This is a genomic window from Pseudarthrobacter sp. TAF60_1 (assembly GCF_052113505.1).
GTDB lineage: Bacteria > Actinomycetota > Actinomycetes > Actinomycetales > Micrococcaceae > Arthrobacter.
Window position 1 is genome coordinate 49,859 of record NZ_JBFRDI010000012.1, and the last position, 18,080, is coordinate 67,938.

The window sequence follows — 18,080 nt, forward strand, 5'->3', positions numbered from 1 at the left end:
TCTCTCACTTAATGCAGGAAATTCCCAATCGCTCTATCACTTTCTTGAGGAAAATGAGAGAGCGTCAATCAAAAACCCGCATTAAGTGAGAGAGCGTCCGAAGGGGTTGGGGGTCGGGGGCGTCCACCCCCGGCCCCCGGGAGTCGGGGGTGGGCGTCCGGCACCCGTCGTTCCTCCTGGCGGGCTCGGACTCGATAGGATCAACCCCGTGCTCCGACTCAAACGCCTTGCGGTTTTCTGCGTGTTCGCGACCTGCGTCATCACGGCGTTCTCATTCTGGGCACTCCGGCAATCCGGCGCGGACGCCCGCGGGGCTCTTCCGCCACCACGGGCGGAGGCGAAATTCGAGACGCTCGCCGCCGGGATTACCTCCGCCGTGAATGTGACCAGGAACGCCGACGCCCAGTGGGTCATCCAAGCTGCCTCGCAGACCGGTATTCCCGCCCGTGCCCTCCGCGCCTATGTAGCGGCGGCCGGTGCGGCCAACCATTCCACCCCGGGGTGCGGCATCGGGTGGAACACCGTGGCGGCCATTGGTTTCGTCGAATCCGCTCACGGAGCTTTCGGCGGCGGGAGCCTGACTCCCGCAGGGCAGGCGAGCGGACCGATTGTTGGCCCGAGCCTGGACGGCAACGGATTTGCCGCCATCGCCGATACGGACGACGGCGCGCTGGACGGCGACGCCCGCTGGGACCGCGCCGTCGGGCCCCTGCAGTTCATACCCTCCACCTGGAAGCTTGCGGGACGCGACGGGAACGGTGACGGAATAGCGGATCCGTTCAATATCGACGATGCCGCCCTCAGCGCAGCCGGTTATTTATGCGCCAAAGGCCGTGACCTCACCACGGCGAGCGGCTGGACTGAGGCCATCTACTCCTACAACCAGTCCGATTCCTATGTGGATCAGGTGCGCCGCCAGGCCATTTCGTACGCCGCGAAGACGGGTTCCACCGGATAAGACCGCAAGGCCAGTGACCACCCAGATGTTCGGCGTGCAGTGTCTAGAGAGGCTGGCAGGAAGCCGGGTCCTGGCTGGTGCCGTCCTCGCTGGCGGCAGGAACGGGGCAGAGCCGCAGTGCCACCTCCCGCAGTTCCCTGGGGTGGAAGGGCTTGGTCAGGTAATCGGCAGCCCCCGAGGCCATGCCGGCCAGGATGTCGTCCTCTTCGGACCGGGCGGTCAGGAACAGCAGGGGAGCGGTGTTCAGGGCGCGGATTGCGCGGGCAACCACGTGGCCGTCCATGTCCGGGAGGCCAAGATCCAGGGTGATGAGGGAAATGCCGGGGTCCGCTGCGGCTGCGATGCCCTCGGCGCCGGTGGCAACTTCGCGTACGGCAAAGCCCGCACGGGTCAGTATGACGGTGATCAGCCCGCGGATATCGGCGTCGTCCTCGATGACGAGGCAGACGTGTTGAGTTTCCATAAAAGCCCCTAGAGCCAGCTTCCCACCAGTGTACGGGCTGCGTCGGGGGAGAATCGCTACTATGACATCTTCCGCGCAACACCCGCAGCTGCTGACCGTGGGCCACGGAACTTCCAGCCAGGAGGACTTCACTGCACTGCTGGCCACCGCTGGAGTCCAATCCCTGGTTGATGTCCGCATCGCCCCCGGCAGCCGCAAGTTTCCCCATTTCGGCAAGGACCTGCTTGCGCAGTGGCTGCCAGCGGCCGGGGTGTCCTACCGCTGGGAGAAGAGGCTGGGCGGATTCCGCAAGCTTCCGGCGGATTCCCCGGACGTGACGATGCGCAACGATTCGTTCCGGGCCTACGCGGCCTACATGCGGTCGCCTGAATTTTCGCTGGCTCTTGACGAGCTGCTGGCCCAGGCAGCAGAACAGGCGGTGGCCATCATGTGCAGCGAGACCGTATGGTGGCGGTGCCATCGCCGGCTGATCTCGGACCACGCAGTGTTGCTCGACCACGTGGACGTGCTGCACCTGATGCCCGGAGGGAAACTGGCGCGCCACCAGCCCACGTCCGGTGTGCGGGTCAACGGGACCGAACTGGTTTACGACGCCGGGACGTAGCGCCGCCGTCGTCTACTCGTCGTAGTGGGTCTCCGCCGGCCCATGTCCCAGGGCGTGAACCACGGCCGCGGCCACGGCGTGCAGCTTGGAATTACGGGTGCTCGAGGCGGCCTTGAGGAGACCGAAGGCCTCCTGCTGGCTGCACCTGTTCTGGGCCATGATGATGCCCACGGCCATATCGATGACAGTACGGCTCTCAAGGGTGGCGCGCAGGTGGGCGGCGGTCTCGCTGTAATGGGCGAACCGCACGGCCAGCCGCAGGGCCAGGGACGTTTGGCGGACAAAGTCCTCGGCGGTTTCGAGGATGCGGCCCTCAAAGCGGCCGGTCCGGTGGGAGTACAGGAGCAGGGTGGCTTTGGTTTCCCCCTCCAGTTGGAAGGGAATGGCCAGGACTGACCGAATGCCGTGGCCCAGCACTGCTTGGACGTATTCGGGCCAGCGGTCCTCTTGCTCCAGATCGGGGATGTGGACCGTCATATGCCCCTCGGAGGCGGTTATGCCCGGGCTGTCGCTTGACTCGTATTCGATCTGGCTGACCACCTGGGCCGGGTCCCCGCTGCTGGCCACGGTGGCGGCTTTGCGCTGGCGCAGAAGCGTGACGCAGCACAGCACTTCGTCGCGGGGCTCGCACAGGTTGCGCGCTGATACGCGCGCGAGTTCAGCGAGGAAATCCTCAACGTCGGAGCTGTTGAGAAGTTCCTCATGTAGATGATCAGTAATTGAAGGAGCTGTATTTGCTGTCGACTCGCCGGCCAAGGTTCTCGGTGCCATTCACTCAGGTCAAGACGACCCGCAATTACGCCGCACATCCTGCCGTCACGGCTTGAGGATGGCAGAGATCGCTGGATCGACGAACTGTCCAACGGCCTACTGCTAAACCGACAACCAGAATTATATACAGCTCTGGCCACTGCACCCGTCACGCCTGGAGGGTATGCCCGGGCGCCGCGGACTACTTGGTTTTGGCCCCCGGCGGCACCCATCAAATCTGAGTACTTCTGCCCCAATCCAAGAAGTACCTTCCCTGAAGGAGCGCAAAATCCAGTACCGCTACGCGTTGTCCAGAGGTACCCGCCCCGGGAAGTATGGGCGTCAACGATCAGCCGGAAGCAAGTTCCCTTAGTGGATTCCAATGGCTGTGCGTCTCACTCATCGTTTACACCCCCAGCCAAAGGAGTCTCAGCCATGCGCAAAATGACGAAGAAGAACAAGGTCCTGGCAGCCGCCGGAGCACTCGCCCTGGTAGCCGGCGGCGGCGGTGCTGCCTACGCCTACTGGACCACGACCGGTGCAGGTGAAGGCAAAGCGACAAACTCCGCGGGCGGCGGAACGGTCACGCTGCATGCCAACTTCACCGGCGGGCTCACGCCGGGAGATTTCCGCACCGTGGGCTATACGGCAGACAACGCCGACCTGAATACGAGCACCAAGGTCGGGGCCTTGACCGCTACTGTGTCAACCAACGTTGCCGAGTGCCTCCCTGCGTGGTTCAGCGTTACTGCCAACACAAGCAGCACTACGGTGGCAAAGAACTCCACTGGCACCTCCGTTGGTAGCGGAGTACTGACGTTCAACGACAGTGCAACGGTCGACCAGAGCCCGTGCAAGGGCGCAATAGTCACCATCACCGTCGGCAGCGTCTAACAGAATTCGCCGGCGGGAAGGTGTCAGAGTCTTCCCGCCGGCGAACTCCACCTCCTCCCGCTAACTCAGAACCACACCAGAAAGGCTGAACGTGCAGAACGAATCCGGGTACTTCCGCACAATCATGCGAAGAACCACCACCGCGGCGAAGGTGCTGCTGGTGGGTCTTGTGGTGATGCTCGTTTCGGCGGGAACCATCTTCGCGGCCAGCCAGGGCGGGAGCCAAGGCGACAAAACTAAGGGCGTCACCATCCAGGTGAATCCCGCCAGCAGGTCAGTTGACCAGGGCGATTCAGTCACCTATGCGATGTCGCTGACCTCCAACAATGGGTTCAGCGGCAGCATCACTCCGACAATTGCAGGCCTGCCGGCAAGTACGACGGCGGCCTTCGCACCGACGTCGGTGACGCTCGCTTCCGGCAAGACCGCCACCGTCACGCTCACGGTAAGCACGTCCGCCACCACCCCTGACGGCAAGGCGGACCTCAGTATTGGGGGCACTGTTCCGGCCACGGCCGGCGTCAGCCAGCCCACCGCCGTCGTGGTTCAACTGCAGGTCCAATCGTCCAACAAGACATTCAGCATTTCCGGAAACCTCGGCACCCAACTCACGCCGGGGTCAACTGTCCCGCTGAATCTAGCAATAGCGAATCCAAACAATAAGGGCCTGGCTTTGAACAGCCTGTCCGTCTCGATCGCTGCCATCAACAGGACGCCTGCTGCGGTGGCCGCGGGGCTGCCCTGCACGACGGCAGACTACGTGGTGACGAACTATTCGGGCCAGTATCCCCTCAACGTTCCCGCGGGCTCCAGCTCGCTCCAATCGATTGGCATCGCTCCGGCGCTGTGGCCCCAAATCGCCATGCTGGACACCACCAAAAACCAGGACGGCTGCAAGGGCGCCACGCTCCAGTTCGCCTACTCCGGAGCAGGGCAGGGAAGCTGACATGACACCTAAGCACAGGAAGACGTCACGACGGCTGGCTGCCAAGACTGCGGCAGCAACTATCACCCTTTGCCTGGTCACTGGAGTTGGCGGTGCTTACGCCTACTGGGCCACGGTGGGCGCCGGTTCCGGCACCGCCACGAGCGGCACCATGGCCACGGTCAGCGTGGAAGCTTTGGTTGCAGGCGACAGCCCACAGAACACCCTTGTCCCGGGCGGCACCGCCGACGTTGCCGTCCGGGCGCTCAACCCCAACAGCTTTCCGGTTCAGGTCTACGCCATCCGTGGCAACGGCGCTCCCTCGGCCGATGCGAACCACCCTGGCTGCACCACCACCGGCGTCACGTTCGTTGATCCGGCGGTCCCGCTCGCGCCGGCGCTCAGCATTCCGGCGAACTCGTCCATCCTAATCACGCTGCCGAACGCTGCCGCCATGTCCACGGCGTCGTCGTCGGGCTGCCAGGGAGCCACCTTCAGCCTGCCTGTCACCTTGGAGGCACGGAAATGAGCCGCATCACCCGGACCCGTATTGCGGTCGCCGCCGCAGCAGCCCTCGCCATATCGTGCGGAGGTCCCGCTGCCAGCGCTTACTGGCAGACCCTCGGCAGCAACCCAGGTACTGCCAGGGCAGATGCCATCGCGACCATGGGCGTGCCCACGGCATCCGCTTCCGCAGGTGCGGCGGCGGTCAGTTGGGCACCAGGCACGACGGCGGGAGGCCGGGCGGTCTCCGGCTACACCGTTTCCCGCTACTCGTCTGCGACCGGCGGCACCATGGTTGCCGCTGGCGGCGGGTGCGGGGGCATCGTCACAGCGACCAGCTGCACCGAAGCTGCTTTACCATCCGGGACCTGGTACTACACAGTCACGCCAAAACTCGGCTTCTGGGCAGGTCCGGAGTCTGCGCGGAGCGGGGGAGTCGTCATTGCTGATACGACTAAGCCGAACGCGCCTACGATCTCAGCTACAGGGACAGTCAACATCGGCAACAAAGCCAATGCCCCGGTCAGCGGCACTGCTGCGGCTGGCGTGTCATCGGTGACGGTGACAGCCACGGATGCCCAAGGACTGAAGAAAGACTCTCAACCCGCACTCACAGATAGCTCTGGAAAATGGGCAGTCAGCAACTTTGACCTCTCAGGGCTCAGCGATGGCCTCATCACTTATACAGCCGTCGCCAAGAATGCGGTGGGGAGCAGTAGTGATCCCTCGGCTGCGGCTACGGCAACCAAAGACACGGTGGCGCCGACGGCGACGGTCACCCTTTCCAACCTCGCAACGAACACAGCAGGTACGGCGGAGACGGGCGACTCACTCAGCATCAAGTACTCCGGAGACATCAACAGCAACACCATCTGCAGCGCGTGGACCAACGGCGTGCAGCCTCCGGAGATAGCTGGTGGCAATGCGGTGACAGTGACCATCAGTTCGAACACCCTTACGGTCACCACCAGCGGCTCGGCCGGCTGTACAGTCAACCTTGGTCCAGTGACCCTTGGCACTAACTACGGATCACTCGTCTTCAAGGGGAACACTGGCAACGGCACCCCGTCCAAGATCGTGTGGGACAACGCGACGCAAACCCTAAAGATCACCCTGGGCACCCGAAACGTCGCCTCCAACTCAAATGTGGCAGAGTCCTTCCCCGTTGTGGCACCTACCCCCGGTGTTACAGACATAGCCGGCAACCAGGCCGTGGGCGTGGCTCCGGCGGCAGCATCCCGGTTCTAACCGCCACAGTCCAACGCCAGCCTTCCGGAGTCCTCACCGGAGGCTGGCGTTGTGCGGCCACTTGCGGGCAGAATGTAGCTCACGCTGGCGCTGCCGGCGGTAAAACCGAAACCAGCCGGCCAGACCGCCGCGGAGGGACAGGTTATGACCAGACTGCTCATCATCGGGCCGCCAGGCTCCGGCAAAGGCACCCAGGCGGTACATATCGCCAGGCATTTCAGCATCCCTGCGGTATCCACCGGCGAAATCTTCAGGACCAATGTCAGCGACGAAACGCCGCTGGGCCAGGAAGCCGCAAAGTACCTCGACGACGGCGCTTTTGTGCCCGACCATCTCACCAACGCATTGGTCAGGGACCGTCTCGGTGATACCGATGTGCTGCCCGGGTTCCTGCTGGACGGGTACCCCCGCACCGCGCCCCAAGTGATGGAACTGGACAACATGCTCTCCTCGCTCGGCCACCGCCTCGACGCTGTTGTTGAGCTCCGCGCCCCGGATTCCGAACTCGAACGGCGGATGATCCAGCGGGCCAAGGAACAGGGACGCAAGGATGACACGGTGGAGGTCTTCCGGCGCCGGCTGGACCTTTACCACCGCGAAACCCATGAAGTGGTGGCCGTTTACGCCGGCCGTGGCATGGTGGTCTCGGTGGACGGCAGCGGTGACCCGGGCGAAATCACCAAACGGGCCATCGCCGCCGTCGAAAAGTTCCTTGCAGCAGGAGTCGCACTATGAAAATTGCAGTAACCGGCGGAAGCGGAAAACTCGGGCGGCATGTGGTCCGCAGGCTCAACGATGACGGCCACCAGGTCCTCAACCTGGACCGGGCAGGTGAAAGGAACCCGGGCCTGGCCATCGTGGACCTTCGCAACTATGGCCAGGTCCTGGATGTCTTGCTGGGCCTGGACGACAGGCACAACGGGTTCGACGCCGTCGTCCACCTGGCGGCAATCCCGGCGCCGGGCATCATCCCGGACGCAGCCACTTTCGAGAACAACATGCTGTCCACCTACAACGTCTTCCAGGCGGCGCGGCGGGCCGGCATCAAAAAGGTGGTCTACGCCTCGAGCGAGACGGTGCTGGGACTGCCGTTCGACGTCGACCCTCCCTACATCCCGGTGGATGAGGAATACCCGGCCCGGCCTGAAAGCACTTACTCCCTGGTCAAGCACCTTGAGGAGCAGATGGCCATTCAGCTGACGCGCTGGGACCCGGCGCTGAGCATCACGGGGCTGCGGTTTTCCAACGTGATGGACGCGGAGGACTACGAACGGTTCCCGCAGTTCGACGAAGACGCCACCGCCCGCAAGTGGAATCTGTGGGGCTACATCGACGGACGCGACGGCGCGCAGGCGGTAGCCCGGGCCCTTGAACACGGAAAGCCGGGATTCGAAGCGTTCATCGTGGCGAACTCAGACACCGTGATGTCCCGCTCCAGCGCCAGCCTCGCCGCGGAGGTGTTCCCCAATGTCCGGGTGACCAAGGACCTGGGCGAACACGAGACGCTGCTGTCCATCGACAAGGCCAGGCGGCTGCTCGGATTCGAACCCGAACATTCCTGGCGTTCCTACCACTCAAACCGCCACACACCCACGGAGGACTAAGCAGCCCACTAAAGGTTCGGGCTGACCGTTCCGCCGGGAGCGGGAGTCCGACGGCGGCCGCTGGGGGGCGTCGTCGGGCTCTCCCGCCTGCCGGGATGGGTACTGCCGGAGGAGTCCTGTGCGGCGTCCGGGTGGTGCTCGGACCAGATGTGCCCCACCTCTTCGGCGAACTGCTCCACAATCCTGCTCATGGCTGCATGCGCGGCAGCGGCCTCGCCCCGCTGGATGGCGCTGGCCACATCGACGTGCAGCTGCAGTGCTTCGTGCTGTGGCAGCTGCGGCATGAGACCATGTTCCACCCTGCCCGTCAGGACCTCGGCCACGAGGTTCTGGAGCTGGGAGAACATGGCGTTGCCTGAAGCCTTGAGTACCGCGGCATGGAACTCCACATCAAGCCGGAGGAATTCCTCCTGGTCTCCGCGCTGGCCGGCGGCCCACAGCCGCGCTGCGAGGGAAACAAGCTCGCTGCCGGCGTCCCAGGAGGCGCGCTCGGCGGCGAGCCGTGCTGCCTGCGGTTCAATGGCGCCGCGGAGCTCGTTCAGGGACTGGAGCTGCTCCAGGCGACGGGATGAGGCAAGCCGCCAGCGGATCACCTGCGGGTCATAGAGGTTCCAGGCTTCTTCGGGCTGAACCACGGTGCCAAACCGGCGCCGCGAAGCCAGCATGCCTTTGGACGATAGAACCCGGGTAGCTTCCCGGACCACCGAGCGGGACACGCTGTGCTGGGCCTCCAGCTCGTCCAGGCGCACGATCGAGTTCGCTGCAAGGCGCCCGTCTGCGATCGCCAGTCCCAAGCTCTGCACTAACGCAGCATGCCGGTCTGTAGGGGATACCGCCTTTGGGTTCATGAATAAATCATACTGGTTTCCGAAAGGGGTTGTTTAAGTCTGCCTTATTTACTTATGATCGTCCCCAGAGCAGATGTAAAGAGGCATTTGTATGTGGCTGGACAGTGACGTCAGCCCTAAAAAGCAAGGAGTCGTTATGAAGCGACGTTCAGTAGTGAAGTACGCGGCAGTGGCGGCCGCGCTCTCGCTGGGGCTGACAGCCTGCGGCGGCAGTGGCAGCAGCGACGCCAAAAGTTCGGGAACGGTGCGGGTGACGCTGGCCAACCACGTCTGGACCGAAGGCATCAAGGCGGCCATCCCCGAATTTGAGAAGTCCAGCGGCCTCAAGGTCGAGCTGACCCAACTCGGTGAGGACCAACTCTCGGACCAGTACAACGTCAAGCTCAACGCCGGCAGCGACGAGATCGACGTGATGATGTACCGTCCGCTCCAGGAGGGCAAGGCGTTTGCAAAGAACGGCTACCTCGCGGACCTGACGTCCAAGGTTTCCTCGGATTCCAACTGGGACTGGAAGGACTACCAGGAGGGCCCGGTCAAGGCCACCACCGTTGACGGCAAGGTGGTGGGTGTCCCCATCATCACTGAGCGTGAGGTCCTGTACTACCGCAAGGACCTGCTGCAGGCCGCCGGCATCGCCGTCCCCAAGACCATGGAAGAGCTGGAAGCCGCTGCCAAGAAAATCAAGGCAGCCAACCCGGACACCGCCGGCTTTGTGGCCCGCACCGGCAAGTCCGCGGCCGTCACCCAGTTCTCCAGCTTCCTCTACAGCTTCGGTGGCGATTTCACCGATTCCAGCGGCAAATCCAGCATCAACTCGGACGCTGCCAAGAAGGCCTACGCCTTCTACGGCGGCCTGATCAAGAACTACGGCCCGGCCAACGTCAGCACGGATATGAGCTGGCCCGAGGCAATGGCAATCTTCACGCAGGGCAAAGCCGCCTTCTACACCGAGGCTGACTCGCTCTACAAGAACGCCACGGACCCGGCCAAGTCCAAGGTTGCCGACACTGTTGGGTTCGCTGCCCTGCCCGCCGGCCCCGCCGGTTCCAAGCCGTACAACATCCCGTCATGGGGCCTCGCCGTGAACCAGGCTTCGGGTAACCAGGACAACGCCTGGAAGTTCATCCAGTGGGCCACGAGCAAGGAACGGACATTGGCCGCACAGAAGGCGGGCGTCCCCGGACCCCGCGCCTCCGTCTGGGCCAACCCGGAAGGCACGTCCACGTACCCGAAGGACCTCGCAGAAGCCATTGCAGTCAGCGCCAAGAACGGCGTCGGCCACGACCGTCCTGACGTCGTCACCGTAGGCAAGGCACGCGAAATCGTCGGCGAGCCGATCGTTGCCAGCATCACCGGTGCCGACGCCGCAGCTGCGGCTAACTCGGCCCACGAGGCCTTCCAGAAGTTCCTGGACAGCGAAAAGAAATAGCGCACTCTGTGCACCGAGGGCGGCACCCGCCATCCCGGTGCACCACCCAGCCGGGGCGGGACGGCAGCGACGCTGCCCTCCCGCCCCGGCCGCATTCACCCCCCAACTCCTTAGGTGAACCATGTCTGTAATGACTTCTCCCCGCAGCGCAGCCCGGAATCCAGGCCGTGCCCCTAACGGCCGCGAAAAATTCTCCGACTGGGCGAACGCGCACCGCAAATGGCTTTTCGCCGCCCCGGCGATGGCCTTCGTCGGCATCCTGATCGTCTTCCCGCTGGCCTGGACCCTGTACCTGAGCCTCACCGATTCGCAGGGCTCCGTCCGGGCAGCCACCGAGTTCATTGGCCTGGGAAACTACATGACTGTCCTCTCCGACGTCGAACGCTTCTGGCCCGCGGTGGGCCGCACCCTGACCTTCACGGGCATTGCCCTGGTCTGCGAAGTGGCCCTGGGCATGGGCATCGCGCTGCTGCTCTGGCGCCCGTTCCGCGGCGAAAAGTGGGTGCGCGTGGCTATCCTGCTGCCGCTCGTGGCAACCCCGGTGGCCGTGGGCATGATGTGGCGGCTGATCTTCGACCCCAACATCGGTTTCGCGAACCAGTTGCTCGCCGCTGTGGGGATTCCCGCCCAGCCCTGGCTGTCAGGCCAGGACACCGCGCTCGGCACCACCATCTTTATGGACGTGTGGCAATGGACGCCCATGGTGGTCCTCATCCTGCTGGCCGGCCTGACGTCCCTCTCCGAAGAGCCCGATGAGGCGGCCCGGATGGACGGCGCCAACGCCTTCCAGCGCTTCTTCTACATCACCCTTCCCCTCATGATGCCCACGGTGATCGTGGCCATCCTGCTCCGGGGCATCGACGCCCTGAAGACCTTCGACATCCTGTACGCCACCAAGGGCAAGGGCGGCGGCTCCTTCCACGAGGTGGAGACCCTGAACGTCTACGCCTACGGCCTGAGCTTCGACTACAACCAGTACGGCCTGTCCTCCGCGGTGCTGATCCTGTTCTTCATGATCATCATCGGCTCCATGTGGCTGCTGACCATGCGCAAGAAAGCGGTAAGCAAATGACCGTCCTGAACAAAGACACAGGAAACACCCTGAACCCTGCCGCCCCCGGTCACCCGCAGCCGCTCCGCCGCCCCAGGAAACCCCTCGGGACCCGTGCCTACAAGGTTTTCCGCGTCGTAGCCCTGATCGCCGTGGTCCTGTTCCTGATCGCGCCCCTGATCTGGATGCTGCTGGCCTCCTTCAAGACCAACGTGGACATCTACGACACCGCCAAATCGGTCGTCTTCACCCCCACCGGCGAGAACTACGCGAACGTCCTGCAGCGCAACAACTACTTCGTCTTCATCTTCAACAGCTTCTGGGTGGCGTTCGTCTCCACCGCCCTCTCGCTGGTGCTGGGCGTCCCGGCCGCGTACGCCATGAGCCGGTTCACCATGCACCGTTCAGCCCTCGTGGTCCTGATGGCCCGTGTCATCCCCGGCGTCTCGCTGCTGGTGCCCTGGTACTACGTGTTCTCCAACCTGAAAATGGTGGGCGGCTTCGAGGTGCTGATCCTCAGCCACATGTTCGTGGCGCTGCCGCTGATCGTGTACATCATGATGAGCTACTTCGATTCCCTCCCGCTGGAGCTGGAGGAATCGGCCCAGGTGGACGGCCTCACGCCCATCGGTGCATTCCGCCGCATCACGCTGCCGCTGTCCGTGGCCGGCATGGCCACCGCAGGCATCCTGAGCTTCATCTTCTCGTGGAACAACTTCATGTTCGCCCTGGTGCTGTCCGGGTCGAAAACGAAGACCCTGCCCGTTGCCATCTTCGACTTCGTCTCCTACGCCAGCATTGACTGGGGCGGGCTCATGGCGGCCGCCACCGTGGTGACCATCCCCATCATGATCATTGCGCTCTTCACGCAGAAATACATCGTGTCCGGCATGACCGCCGGCGCCACTAAAGGCTAGGGCAAGATGACCATCATCAGCAGAATCGAAACCTTCCTGGTCGCGCCACGGTGGTTGTTTGTCCGGATCGAGACGGACAGCGGCATCGTCGGCTGGGGCGAGGCAACCTGCGAGGGGCGCAGCGAAACGGTGCGCACCGCCGTCGAACAGCTCTCGGAGCTGCTGATCGGCAACGATGCCCTCCGGATCGAGGACCACTGGCAGGTCATGACCAAGGGCTCCTTCTACCGGGGCGGCCCCATCCTGGCCAGCGCGGTTTCCGGGCTGGACCAGGCCCTGTGGGACATCGCGGGCAAGCACTTCAACACCCCGGTGCACCAGCTCCTGGGCGGCCACGTCCGCGACCGGATCCGGATGTACGGCTGGGTGGGCGGCGACGAGCCCAACGAGGTGGCGGACCAGATCAGCGCCCAGCTGGACGTGGGTCTCACCGCCGTCAAGATGAACGCCAGCGGCCGGATGAGCCCGGTCGCCTCGGTGGCAGAGATCGACGGCGTCATCCGCCGTGTGGCCGCGGCCCGCGAAGTGCTGGGGGAGCACCGCGACGTGGCCGTGGACTTCCACGGCCGCTTCAGCCTGGCCAACGCCCGGCGCGTGGCGCCGCTGCTGGAACCGTACCGGCCGTTCTTCCTCGAAGAGCCGGTGGTTCCGGAGAACACGCACCTGCTGCGCGAATTCACCTCGTCCACCACCACGCCGGTTTCCACCGGTGAGCGGCTCTACAGCCGGCAGGAATTCCTGCCGGCACTGCAGGCCGGCATCGCCGTGGCCCAACCGGACCTCTCCCACGCCGGCGGCATCACCGAGGTCCGCAAGATCGCCTCGCTGGCGGAAATCTACGACGTTCAGCTGGCTCCGCACTGCCCGCTTGGCCCGCTTGCCCTCGCGGCGTGCCTGCAGGTTGGCTTCGCGACACCCAACTTCCTGATCCAGGAACAGAGCATCGGCATCCACTACAACCAGGGCGCCGAAGTCCTGGACTATGTGGTGGACAAAACCCCGCTGAAGTTCGTGGACGGCCACATTGAACGGCTGACAGGCCCCGGACTCGGCATCGAAATCGACGAAGCGGTGGTCCGTGCCGCGGACAAGCGGGGCCACGCCTGGCGCGGCCCGGTCTGGCGCCACGCGGACGGAGCCTTCGCAGAATGGTGAACACAATGACTGACGGCAGCGGAGTTACGCCCGAGGGCCTACTGGCCGGAATCAAAGAGGCCCGGCTCGTGGCGATCGTCCGGGGCACTGACGGCGGGGCCGCCGCGAAGGCGGCCCTCGCTGCCATGGAGGAAGGCTTCCGGTTCGTCGAAATCGCGCTGACCACGCCGGACGCCCTCGAGGCGATCCGCGAGGTCCGCGCCGCGGCACCGGCGGGCTGCTACGTCGGCGGGGGAACCGTGCTGACCGTGCAGGACGTGGACAACGTGGCCGAGGCCGGCGGCCAGTTTATGGTGACGCCGGCCCTGGCGGCATCAATCGCCGAGTCCGCCCGGCAGGGGATTCCCGTCCTGGCCGGCGCCCTGACGCCCAGCGAGGCGTACGAGGCCATGAACCGTGGCGCCACGGCAGTCAAACTTTTCCCGGCGTCCATCGGCGGCCCCGGCTACCTCAAGGCACTGCGCGACCCCTTTCCCGGGATCCCCTTCATCCCGGTGGGCGGAGTGGGCCTCGACGAAGCCACGGGCTACTGGGAAACCGGAGCGATCGCCGTCGGACTCGGCGGCCCGCTGTTCGGAAACGCCGGCTCCGGCGGAGACCTCGCTCCCATGCGGGAGCGGGCCCGGGCCTTTGTGGACCTGGCGGAGGCCTTCAACCGGCGATCCGCCTCGGGCGCAGCCGCAGCGGGCGTGCGGTGAGCGCCGCCGTCGACCTTCTAACCTTCGGCGAGTCCATGGTCTCCCTGCGCTCGGCCGGCCCGCTCCGCGCCGGCGGCAGCCTGGGCATGCACGTGGCCGGGGCGGAATCGAATGTGGCCGTGGGGGTTGCGCGGCTGGGGCACAGCGTCAGCTGGGCCGGTGTTGTGGGCGCGGATCCGCACGGTGAATACATCCTGCGGCAATTGCGGTCCGAAGGAATCCAGGTGCAGCACCGGCTGGACAAAGCCCGGAGCACGGGCGTGATGTTCCTCGAGCAGAGGACCGCCGACTTAACCCGGGCGTACTACTACCGCGCCGGTTCCGCAGGTTCCACCATCAGCCGGGACGACGTTCACCGTGCCCTGAACGCCGGCCCGCGCATCCTGCACCTGACCGGAATCACCGCTGCCCTGAGCCCAGAAGCCAGGGCGGCGTTCGAGTACGCTGCGGAGCGCGCCGCGGCGGAGGGCGTGCTGGTCTCCCTCGACGTGAACTACCGCAGCAGGCTCTGGACCCGGGACGAGGCACGCGCCGTGCTCGCCCCCATCGCCCGGCACGCCAACATCCTGATAGCGTCCGACGACGAACTTGACCTTGTGGCATCCGCCGCCTCGGGCGTAAACACGCTGGGCGGAGCCAACTCCGACGCCGAGACCGCCCTTGCCGAAGAACTCCTGGGCCGCGGGGTCACCGAAGTGGTGGTCAAGCGGGGCGCCGCCGGAGCGGGCGTCCACACCGACTCCGGACGGTTCGAGGCGGCCGCCGTGGCTGTGACCAGCATCGACACCGTTGGCGCCGGCGATGCGTTCACCGCCGGCTACCTTTCCGCACTGCTCGACGGCGGGGACGTACCCGCGCGCCTGACGCGCGGCACGGTGATGGGGGCTTTTGCCGTCAGCACCGCCGGAGACTGGGAGGGCCTGCCAGGCCGGGACGAGCTGGAGTTGCTCGCGGCCACCCAGAGCGGTGCCACCGTCCGCTGACAGCTTGGCCGGGTGCGAGGCGGGCTCGCTTCAGATGTCCGTGCTGAGGCTGAGGTTCCGCCAACCCTCCAGTTCGGCGCGTTCATACTCCGCCACGGCGGTGAACGCGCCGAAGGCGTCCTTGCCGAGAACCAGCAACGCCGGCGGATTCGGGCTCTCGGCCACCGCCAGAATTGCTGCCGCGGCTTTGGCAGGGTCGCCCGGCTGGGTACCGTGCATGGTGTCGTTTTCCTTGCGGCGTTTGCCGGCCGTCTCTGCGTAGTCCTCGATCGGCTTCGCCGACTGGGTGAGGGAGCGGCCGGCAAAGTCAGTTCGGAACGCGCCGGGCTCAACAACGGTGACGTTGATCCCGAGTGGCTGCAGTTCCTTGTGCAGGGAACCGGACAGGCCCTCCACAGCCGCTTTGGTTGCGGAGTAGTATCCGGAACCGGCCGCTTTGATGCGGGCTCCGATGGAGGAGATGTTCACGATGGACCCGGACCTTTGCGCACGCATGTCCGGCAGGACCGCCTTGATCATGTCCACCGTGCCGAAAACGTTCGTGTCGAACAATTGCCGGATGTCGGCGTCGTCCGCTTCTTCAACCGCGGCGCGGTAGCCGTAGCCGGCGTTGTTGACCAGGACGTCGATCCCGCCGAAACGGGCCTTGGCCTGCTCCACTGCCGAGGTGATCTGCGCCCGATCGGTGACATCGAGAGGTAGTGCCAGTGCTTTGTCCGGGTGGTCCGCCGTGATGTCTTCCACCGTGGTGACGTCGCGGGCAGTGACGACGGCGTTGTGGCCGTGCGCGAGCACGGCTTGGGCAAGTGCGCGGCCGAGTCCGGTCGAGCACCCCGTGATGAGCCAGGTAGCCATGATTTGTTTCCTTTCGGGAGTGACGTTACGGACGAAGGTTCTCCACTAGCCAACCGCACATTTCCCTTCTGCGGGAGTGCCTGTTGGTGGCGTTGACCCGTGCCGCGTCCGGCGGCGGATAGGCTCTGTTTTACTATTCGCATGGGGGAGGACGGTTCAGTGCTTGTGGAGCAGAAGCGCAATGTTGCGATCTTCCTGGACATGGAAAACCTTTTTGGCGGGTACGCCAAGAACGTTGCCACAGTGCCACTCGCCCAAATTGTCCGTGACATCGAAGCGGAAGTGGCCCGAAGCGGCCTGGGCGGGCAGACAGCCGTTGCCCGGGCTTACGCCAACTGGTCCCGGCCGGACATGGCCGGGTACAAGAGCCAACTGCTGGCCTGCAACATCAAACCTGTCCAGGTGTTCTCCTTTGACCAGAGCACCAAGAACGCCGCCGACATCGAGCTGGTGGTGGACGCCTTGGAAGTAGCGGCGGACATGCCGTGGATCGAACTGTTCGTCATTGTCAGCGGAGACGGTGACTTCGTGCCGCTGATCCGGCGGCTCCATGCCTTGGGAAAGCGGTCCTTCGTGGCCACCACGTCCCAGCCGGCTGCCGGCGTGGTCAATAAGCTGCTGCCAGCCGTCGCCGACCGTTTTCTGCTCATCGACGTTCCGCAGCCACCGGCCTCTGTGCCTGTCCGGAACCCTGTCCAGCCAGCGAAGAAATCCCCGGCAGCCAAGAATGCCCAGCCTGCGAAGAAAGCCCCGGCAGCCAAGAAGGCCCCGGCAGCCAAGAAGGTCCCGGCTCCCAAAACCGCCGCGCAGGAGCACCCAGAACTCAAGCTTTACAAGGCAAGCGTCCATGGCTTCATCAAAGAAGACCCCAGTCTCTGGGTGAACGGGCAGGTCAGTGCGCAGCGTATGGGGCTGCTGCTGCGCAAAAGGTGGCCCAACATCACCTACAAGACGTTCGGCTATGCCACCCTCACCCGCTTTATCGAGGAATGCTGCGGGATCAAGACTGCTGTGGCGCCTGCCGTCGCTGCTCGGAAGGCCAGCAGCTCCGCCTAGATCCTGGAGGCAATGGTCAGGTCCGGACTTCGAACTCCGTATGGCCGTGCCGGACTCCGTTGATCTGCAGCTCCAGGGCATGCAGTCCGTCGTGGTGTACCCGGGTGGTCATGGGTTTGAGGGCGTGGCGTTTGGCCAGCGTCCTGGTTTCGCCGGCAGCAAGGGTCAGCGCCATCAGTTTGAAGATCTTCACGGACTGGGTGCCGGTTGCTTTGCGGTAATGGACCGCGTAGTCCACCGCCAGCCGGGCGTCCGCGGTGCCGGTGTTGCAGATCTCGAATTCGAAGCCCAGATCCTCCGGCATGGCCACTACCTGCCGGTCCAGCCGAAGTGCCGTGACAGCCACCGACGCCGGCGCGAACCCTTGGAGCGCCAGTGCACCCGGATGGCCCTTTTTGATCAGCGTCCGGAGGCCGTGCCTCACCACCCAGGCGGTGTTGGTGTCCGGGGCGTCAAGCCAACCGGCCGCCGTCGCCACCACGGCCTCGGGCGAATGGCGGGCCAAGTCGTTGAGGTGGTTGGCAACGGACCTGCGAACGTACTCGGAAGGGTCGCGGTAGAAAGCGTTGAGTATGGGAAGTGTCGCGTCGGGCCGTTGAACCAGAGCAGGGACCCGCACCGCCCACGGAAGGTAGGCGCGGGTGCCCTCGGAAGCGAGGCGTCGGATGTGTTCATCGGGGTGCGAGGTCCACCCGAGGATGGCCCGCAGGGCAGTGTCCGGATCCCTGGCGATCAGTCGCCGGATGGCAAACTCGCCGGTGAGCCGAGGGGTCAGTTCGGTGAGGAGCGCCAGGCAGTCAGCGAAGTCCGCTGCGTTGTGCGATTCGAGTGCAAGAGTCACAGCCGCCTCGGAGGCCGGCCACAGGACCCAGCCCGTAAAACCCGGGTCATCCAGTGCGGCGCGGAAGGTGCGGGCCGCCGTCGAATAACCGCTCCCCGGGACCTGCCGGAAATCGGCCAGCAGTGCACCGCAGACTTGGTCGGTCCTACCGCGGAGACTGAGTTCGTCGAGCGTTGTTGCTGCCACGGCCACGTTGGCCCACTGGGTGCCAGGTGCCGCGCTGCCCAGAATGCCAGCCAGCGCTTCGACATTCCGGCGGTTGATCAATTCGTTCATCGCACCCATCCGGTCAGGCTA

Annotated in this window: 20 protein-coding genes; 15 read left to right on the plus strand and 5 right to left on the minus strand. The window is 64.8% G+C overall.

Annotated features, from left to right (window positions below; all coding sequences use genetic code 11):
* Positions 1-208: 208 nt before the first annotated feature.
* Positions 209-958 carry a lytic transglycosylase domain-containing protein gene (locus tag AB4Y73_RS14230; protein ID WP_441872529.1) on the plus strand — a complete coding sequence of 250 codons (750 nt, stop codon included), beginning with the start codon at positions 209-211 and terminating at the stop codon, positions 956-958.
* Positions 959-1,001: 43 nt separating this feature from the next.
* On the opposite strand, the gene AB4Y73_RS14235 is transcribed toward AB4Y73_RS14230, so the two are convergent.
* Complete coding sequence (locus tag AB4Y73_RS14235) at positions 1,002-1,421, minus strand: response regulator transcription factor (protein WP_441872530.1); 420 nt, start codon at positions 1,419-1,421, stop codon at positions 1,002-1,004.
* A gap of 61 nt (positions 1,422-1,482) precedes the next feature.
* On the opposite strand from AB4Y73_RS14235, the gene AB4Y73_RS14240 reads away from it, so the two are divergent.
* Complete coding sequence (locus AB4Y73_RS14240; RefSeq protein WP_441872531.1) at positions 1,483-2,025, plus strand: DUF488 domain-containing protein; 543 nt, start codon at positions 1,483-1,485, stop codon at positions 2,023-2,025.
* Positions 2,026-2,037: 12 nt separating this feature from the next.
* On the opposite strand, the gene AB4Y73_RS14245 is transcribed toward AB4Y73_RS14240, so the two are convergent.
* Positions 2,038-2,781 (minus strand): ANTAR domain-containing protein, encoded by a 744-nt coding sequence (locus AB4Y73_RS14245; protein WP_441872620.1) that lies wholly within the window; start codon positions 2,779-2,781, stop codon positions 2,038-2,040.
* Positions 2,782-3,210: 429 nt separating this feature from the next.
* On the opposite strand from AB4Y73_RS14245, the gene AB4Y73_RS14250 reads away from it, so the two are divergent.
* From AB4Y73_RS14250 to AB4Y73_RS14275, 6 genes are all read left to right on the plus strand, one after another.
* Positions 3,211-3,669, plus strand: coding sequence for a hypothetical protein (locus AB4Y73_RS14250; protein ID WP_441872532.1), 459 nt, complete (start codon positions 3,211-3,213; stop codon positions 3,667-3,669).
* 91 nt (positions 3,670-3,760) lie between these two features.
* Positions 3,761-4,615 (plus strand): COG1470 family protein, encoded by an 855-nt coding sequence (locus tag AB4Y73_RS14255; protein WP_441872533.1) that lies wholly within the window; start codon positions 3,761-3,763, stop codon positions 4,613-4,615.
* Between the two features lies 1 nt (position 4,616).
* Positions 4,617-5,123: a hypothetical protein gene (locus AB4Y73_RS14260; protein ID WP_441872534.1), complete on the plus strand. Its 507-nt coding sequence runs from the start codon at positions 4,617-4,619 to the stop codon at positions 5,121-5,123.
* Positions 5,120-6,346: a hypothetical protein gene (locus AB4Y73_RS14265; RefSeq protein WP_441872535.1), complete on the plus strand. Its 1,227-nt coding sequence runs from the start codon at positions 5,120-5,122 to the stop codon at positions 6,344-6,346. The genes AB4Y73_RS14260 and AB4Y73_RS14265 overlap by 4 nt, the downstream gene beginning before the upstream one ends.
* 144 nt (positions 6,347-6,490) lie before the next feature.
* Positions 6,491-7,081 (plus strand): adenylate kinase, encoded by a 591-nt coding sequence (locus tag AB4Y73_RS14270; protein ID WP_441872536.1) that lies wholly within the window; start codon positions 6,491-6,493, stop codon positions 7,079-7,081.
* Positions 7,078-7,950: an NAD-dependent epimerase/dehydratase family protein gene (locus tag AB4Y73_RS14275; RefSeq protein ID WP_441872537.1), complete on the plus strand. Its 873-nt coding sequence runs from the start codon at positions 7,078-7,080 to the stop codon at positions 7,948-7,950. Before AB4Y73_RS14270 ends, AB4Y73_RS14275 begins: the two co-directional genes overlap by 4 nt.
* Positions 7,951-7,958: 8 nt before the next feature.
* Here the strand turns inward: AB4Y73_RS14275 and AB4Y73_RS14280 are convergent, their stop codons facing one another.
* Positions 7,959-8,798 (minus strand): FadR/GntR family transcriptional regulator, encoded by an 840-nt coding sequence (locus AB4Y73_RS14280; RefSeq protein ID WP_441872538.1) that lies wholly within the window; start codon positions 8,796-8,798, stop codon positions 7,959-7,961.
* A 136-nt stretch (positions 8,799-8,934) separates the two neighbouring features.
* On the opposite strand from AB4Y73_RS14280, the gene AB4Y73_RS14285 reads away from it, so the two are divergent.
* The 6 genes from AB4Y73_RS14285 (at position 8,935) to AB4Y73_RS14310 (ending at position 15,031) form a co-directional block, all read left to right on the plus strand.
* Positions 8,935-10,227, plus strand: coding sequence for an ABC transporter substrate-binding protein (locus tag AB4Y73_RS14285; RefSeq protein WP_441872539.1), 1,293 nt, complete (start codon positions 8,935-8,937; stop codon positions 10,225-10,227).
* A 130-nt stretch (positions 10,228-10,357) separates the two neighbouring features.
* Positions 10,358-11,299, plus strand: a complete 942-nt coding sequence (locus AB4Y73_RS14290; RefSeq protein ID WP_441872540.1) for a carbohydrate ABC transporter permease — start codon at positions 10,358-10,360, stop codon at positions 11,297-11,299.
* Positions 11,296-12,195: a carbohydrate ABC transporter permease gene (locus AB4Y73_RS14295; RefSeq protein ID WP_441872541.1), complete on the plus strand. Its 900-nt coding sequence runs from the start codon at positions 11,296-11,298 to the stop codon at positions 12,193-12,195. The genes AB4Y73_RS14290 and AB4Y73_RS14295 overlap by 4 nt, the downstream gene beginning before the upstream one ends.
* A 6-nt stretch (positions 12,196-12,201) precedes the next feature.
* The gene (dgoD, locus tag AB4Y73_RS14300; RefSeq protein WP_441872542.1) at positions 12,202-13,350 is read left to right on the plus strand and encodes a galactonate dehydratase; all 1,149 of its coding nucleotides are present in this window, start codon (positions 12,202-12,204) and stop codon (positions 13,348-13,350) included.
* Positions 13,351-13,355: 5 nt separating this feature from the next.
* Entirely contained in the window at positions 13,356-14,048 is a 693-nt protein-coding gene (locus AB4Y73_RS14305; protein WP_441872543.1) for a bifunctional 4-hydroxy-2-oxoglutarate aldolase/2-dehydro-3-deoxy-phosphogluconate aldolase, read from the plus strand.
* Positions 14,045-15,031, plus strand: a complete 987-nt coding sequence (locus tag AB4Y73_RS14310) for a sugar kinase (RefSeq protein WP_441872544.1) — start codon at positions 14,045-14,047, stop codon at positions 15,029-15,031. The genes AB4Y73_RS14305 and AB4Y73_RS14310 overlap by 4 nt, the downstream gene beginning before the upstream one ends.
* A gap of 30 nt (positions 15,032-15,061) precedes the next feature.
* On the opposite strand, the gene AB4Y73_RS14315 is transcribed toward AB4Y73_RS14310, so the two are convergent.
* Positions 15,062-15,886, minus strand: coding sequence for an oxidoreductase (locus AB4Y73_RS14315; protein WP_441872545.1), 825 nt, complete (start codon positions 15,884-15,886; stop codon positions 15,062-15,064).
* Between the two features lie 141 nt (positions 15,887-16,027).
* Here AB4Y73_RS14315 and AB4Y73_RS14320 point away from each other — a divergent pair, with 141 nt between their 5' ends.
* Positions 16,028-16,942 (plus strand): NYN domain-containing protein, encoded by a 915-nt coding sequence (locus tag AB4Y73_RS14320; RefSeq protein ID WP_441872546.1) that lies wholly within the window; start codon positions 16,028-16,030, stop codon positions 16,940-16,942.
* A 16-nt stretch (positions 16,943-16,958) separates the two neighbouring features.
* Here the strand turns inward: AB4Y73_RS14320 and AB4Y73_RS14325 are convergent, their stop codons facing one another.
* Positions 16,959-18,068: a DNA alkylation repair protein gene (locus AB4Y73_RS14325; protein WP_441872547.1), complete on the minus strand. Its 1,110-nt coding sequence runs from the start codon at positions 18,066-18,068 to the stop codon at positions 16,959-16,961.
* Between the last annotated feature and the right edge of the window lie 12 nt (positions 18,069-18,080).